General features: G+C 63.9%; 4 protein-coding genes. 1 reads left to right on the top strand and 3 read right to left on the bottom strand.

Annotated features, from left to right (window positions below):
* Positions 1–637: 637 nt before the first annotated feature.
* From A2J02_RS15680 to A2J02_RS15690, 3 genes are all read right to left on the bottom strand, one after another.
* Positions 638–934, bottom strand: a complete 297-nt coding sequence (locus A2J02_RS15680; RefSeq protein WP_008720468.1) for a hypothetical protein — start codon at positions 932–934, stop codon at positions 638–640.
* A gap of 978 nt (positions 935–1912) precedes the next feature.
* Complete coding sequence (locus tag A2J02_RS15685; RefSeq protein ID WP_008720488.1) at positions 1913–2638, bottom strand: YoaK family protein; 726 nt, start codon at positions 2636–2638, stop codon at positions 1913–1915.
* A gap of 852 nt (positions 2639–3490) precedes the next feature.
* Complete coding sequence (locus tag A2J02_RS15690) at positions 3491–3802, bottom strand: DUF4229 domain-containing protein (RefSeq protein ID WP_008720486.1); 312 nt, start codon at positions 3800–3802, stop codon at positions 3491–3493.
* A 158-nt stretch (positions 3803–3960) separates the two neighbouring features.
* On the opposite strand from A2J02_RS15690, the gene A2J02_RS15695 reads away from it, so the two are divergent.
* Positions 3961–4380: DUF3105 domain-containing protein (locus A2J02_RS15695; RefSeq protein ID WP_231893870.1), on the top strand; the 420-nt coding region annotated here is incomplete at its 3' end.

Raw genomic sequence — 4380 nt, forward strand, 5'->3', positions numbered from 1 at the left:
TCACCGTCGCTGTGTCCACCCCCGTGCACGCGCGGGCCCGCACCCAACTGTCCTTGATCGTCCTCTCGATCACCGCGAGTCCGATCGTGTTCGGTGCCCTCGCCGCTGCGGGTGTGATCATGTGTGGTCCGATGGGCTCTTGAGTGGTCCTGCCAAGAGCGGGTCGATCGGTCAGTGGTGACGGCAGTCGCCGCGCCGAGCCAATTTCAATCGTGCGCCCTCGTCCGTCGAGCGACGGGTAGAACTGTCCCTCGGGTGCGGGGGCGTCGTTATGCAAGGCGATCAGGTTGCCGTCGGTGTCGACGGTTGCGAACTGCGTCGATCCCTGGTCCGTCGAGACGGGACGGCCCGCATCTGCGGGATGAAGAACGCCCGCACGGGACATCTCGTCGGATCGACGACCGCCGGATTCAGCGACGTCCGCGACTCCGCACTCAAAAAGGGATGCGGGCCCCCGAGCACGGCTGTATCACCTTCATTGTTCGGTGTCACCGAAGGCATTAACAGCACGCCGAACACCGTCAGTGCTTTCAGCAAACCGGCCTCCGGAGCTGTGCCCCGTCGACCATGCCGATCAGCTGACTGTATGTCACCGACGATACCAATGAGTACCCCCTGGGGTATCCCGATTCGGGTGTCAGCCGAGGATGGCTTCCCGGAGCTGAGCCATGCTCGGCGCACCCGCCGGCCCGTCACCTGTCATGTACACACGGCAGGCCAGACCGACTGCGGCGGATGTGTCGCCCATGACGTCGACGCCGTCGACGAGAACGGTCGGAGAGCCACGAAAACGCACCTGTTCGGCCATGTCCACCGTGTCCACGCGTTGATAGACGAGCACGGCGTCCGAGTGTTCCGCGGCGAGGAGCTGCAACCGTTCAGCAGTGACCGTCCAGTTCGGGCAACCGTCGAAATACTGCAGGGTGATCTCCATCCACCCACGGTATATCCGTGCTGAAGTTGGCAGCGCACAGGTCGTAGAATTCGATTACGCGGAAGGAGACGGAGTGCCGAACTTCTCCCGTCACTCTCGACGGAAAGGGCTTGCTCATGAATCTGTCCAGTGAGAGTGACGGCACCTCGGCCTGTTCCTGCTGTGGTCGCGATTTCCCGACCGTGAAGTTGCACTCCCTGGCAGGGGGAGCTGCCTATATCTGCCGACGTTGCGGACTGTGGGTTGCGATCCGTCGACGCTAGAGAGAACAGCGTGGGTGTACCGCTCTTCAGTAGGCTGCCTGCACCGATACGTCGTCTCGGCCATGGCGTACCGCCGTACGCAACCGGCGCGCGTCGCCCGTGCGGCTCGATCCGGCCCGTACCAAAGCCCGGGTCGGCGGCGTCCACCGCCGCGACCTTTCGCGGCCATGTCGCGCAGATTCTGCGATTGGTTCCCGTCGACCACGTGAAGAGGCTGTTGCTGCGCCTCGTCCAGCGTCACTCGTACACAGATCGGGTTGTCGGACATGTGCAATGCGTTCACCGACTCGTCGATCGACCCACCGAGCGCGATGGCCAACGCGTAGCGATGCGGGCGAACCACCCGCGGTTGTCCACAGCGGGAGACCCAGAATCTGCCGTATCCGTCGTCGGCAATGGCTCCGATCCGGATCGCACACGGGGACCGATGCGGCCGTGCACGACGTAGCTGCGAAACCGAGCTCGCTCGTCGGCGTCGCCGACTATTGACGGTTTCGGCACCGACCTCCCAACCCACCTAGCAACTACCGGCATCGCTGACGCCTTGGCGAAGAGATCAGGGCCAAGCGAGAGATGGTGTGTATCGAACATCCTCTCCACACGCTCAAACCGATTGATTCACGTTGCGACAGTGTTTCTGTTGGTCGAGTCCGCCGGTGGAGCAGAACGATCTCGGGAGCGCGGACCCGTAGGTTTTCGCTGGCCGGGAATAGACCTATCCCCATAGGGATCGTCGCTCGGTGTGAGTGAAGGTGAAGATGCTTGCAAGCAGGCTGATGGCTGCGGTAACCAGGAGTACTTGAGGTCCGGTGATCGCGGCACCGATCAGAGCCCCGGCTGCGCCTCCGGCTGCGAAGGACCCGAGAAGCATTGCATAGCAAAGCCAGTCGAGGTAAGTACCGCCGCCCAGTAGGTGTCTTTCGATCCCTTGGCCCAGTTTGACGACGGTGCCGGTGACGTAGCTCAGGGGGATGTAGGTTTCTTCTCGTTTCGTGAATGCTGTGTTGAGCGCGCCGAGAGCGAACGCAACCAACAGAATGGGATAGAAATTTACGTCGTCGGACGCCCAGCCGGATATCCCGATATCGATGAGCCCTGCCGCGGCGAGGGCGATGGTCGTGACAACTGTTGCTCCGTGTGGGTGATTGGACCAGTATCGGCGGCGGCAGATCGACGCGATCACCACTCCCGCCAGAAAGGCACCCATCAAAGCCAGCGCCGCCCACGGCGATGCGCCGGGTGCAACGGGCTTACCTTCCGGACTGCCGAAATGCCCGATGACGGCGCGTTCGGTGTTGCCGGTCATGAACGTCACGAAATACCCCGCCGAATGCAGAAATGCGACAGCACCCACCATTCCGGCCAGCGCGGACAGTATCCACGACAGTCGCGCCTCCGCGCCGACGGCTGTTTCGCGGCTGAGTGCCACAGAAGATGTCATGCAACCAAGTCTCCCGGCCGTGTACGGAGCCGCAAGTCGATGAGGTGCAGCTCACTCGGCGGTTCTTCGGTGTTCGTATTCCCTTCGGAAGCAATCGAACTCCCACCTGCACCTCGTCTGCCGACCTCGGTGACAAGCCCACCCAGCGGTGTAATTTGCGTGCTCAAGTAGCACGAACTCGCGGCCCATCCGCGCGTGGTCAGTTCCATCCCTGTGGATCGGTGGGCGGCACAGTGTCCGGATATCAGCCGATGAGTCGGAAGGCTTCCGTCCCGCCGAGATGTGGGAACGCTGGCGTACTGTCCTGCGGTTCTATCGCTACCCCTCGACGCTACTACTCACCGAGCACGTACCGGGGGAGACTTTTCCCGGTATGTGCAGGTGGCCGGTGCGTCCAGGCCCCGTCGCCGTTCCGATCGACCGGTGGGGTCGTGCCGTTTCCCGCCGACCCGATGCCCCAGGTAGCGGTCGGGGCGGTCATCGCTGCTCACCGCTCCGGGCGACTGCCCCGGCGCGATCCACGCCCGCCCCTGTCGTGGCGACGCGGTCGTGGCGAGCGGGAAACTGACGTCACCGGCACACCACCGCACCCGGTGTCAGCTGCACCAGGCTCGGACTACTAGCTAATCGGTGTCGATGCCCGCCGCCGTGCCCACGCCGCTCTGGCCGATGTGCCTGACCTCGTCGATGATCTCGAGTATCGGATCGAGACTCTGATGCACCGCACCCTGGAACTACTAGACATCGAGCCGGACGCCGAAGCGTCCGTCGAATGGGTCGGCGAACAGTGACCGACACGGACGATCCGCCAACGCCAACGCCAACGCCAACGCCGAAGTCCGTGCGCCGACGTCACGGTTTGTCGGTGCCGGGTCGTCCCGCCGCGGGGCCTCGCTTCTTGATCGAGCGCGTGCGATCGACTGCTTCGATGTCCGCATTGATGGTTCGGCGGAGCTTCCTCAGGGTCAGTGCCGACAGCGGCAGGCTTGCTGCAAGTGCGCCAAGCAGTACCAACACGAAGGAAATGTCAAGGCTCGTCAGTGCGTCGACGGCCAAAAGCACTCCTGCGGCGACACACACGAAGAGCAGGCGTGCACCGTTGTAGGCCAGCACATGAAGGGCAAGCTGCCCGCGAGCAGTTGAGGGTGCGCGGAACACCGGCATCGGCCGTCCTGTCGTGCGTAGGGGCTTCCTGGGACCTTGATTCAAATACTATGGTGCATAGTATTTGATGGAGGAGCAATATGAACAGCAGCAGAAACCCCGCCCGAGGCCGACGGAGCTCGACTCGGCGATCACGCCCAGCCGGAGTGCCCGGGGGCGTGCGCGCTCCCTGGGCGGTGATAGGCGCGGGTGTCGTCATCGTCGTGCTCGTCGGTGCGATCGGATACAACCTGGCCCCCCGCGTCCTCGAACGCAATCAGGCCGAGCGGTTCGCGCCGACCGCCGACGACCCGGACCCCTCCCGCGGCATCGACGGCGTCGTCGAGGTCGAGTATCCGGCCGCGCGGCACGTCGAACCAGCTCAGAGAGTTGCCTACGATCAGAGTCCGCCGTTCGGCGGCCCTCACGACCAGACCTGGGCGACGTGTACCGGAGTGGTGTACCCCGTCCCGCTACGCAGCGAGAACGCGGTTCATTCGCTCGAACACGGGGCGGTGTGGGTGACGTACGACCCGAACCGGGTCTCCTCCGACGAGGTCGGTTCACTCGCCGGGCGGGTCGAGGGCGAGCCCTACACG

The organism is Rhodococcus sp. EPR-147 (assembly GCF_001647185.1).
Classification (GTDB): Bacteria; Actinomycetota; Actinomycetes; order Mycobacteriales; family Mycobacteriaceae; genus Rhodococcoides.

Coding starts and splice junctions, on each gene's coding strand:
- A2J02_RS15685 (WP_008720488.1), bottom strand. CDS start 2,638: ATGACATCTTCTGTGGCACTCAGCCGCGAAACAGCCGTCGGCGCGGAG.
- A2J02_RS15680 (WP_008720468.1), bottom strand. CDS start 934: ATGGAGATCACCCTGCAGTATTTCGACGGTTGCCCGAACTGGACGGTC.
- A2J02_RS15690 (WP_008720486.1), bottom strand. CDS start 3,802: ATGCCGGTGTTCCGCGCACCCTCAACTGCTCGCGGGCAGCTTGCCCTT.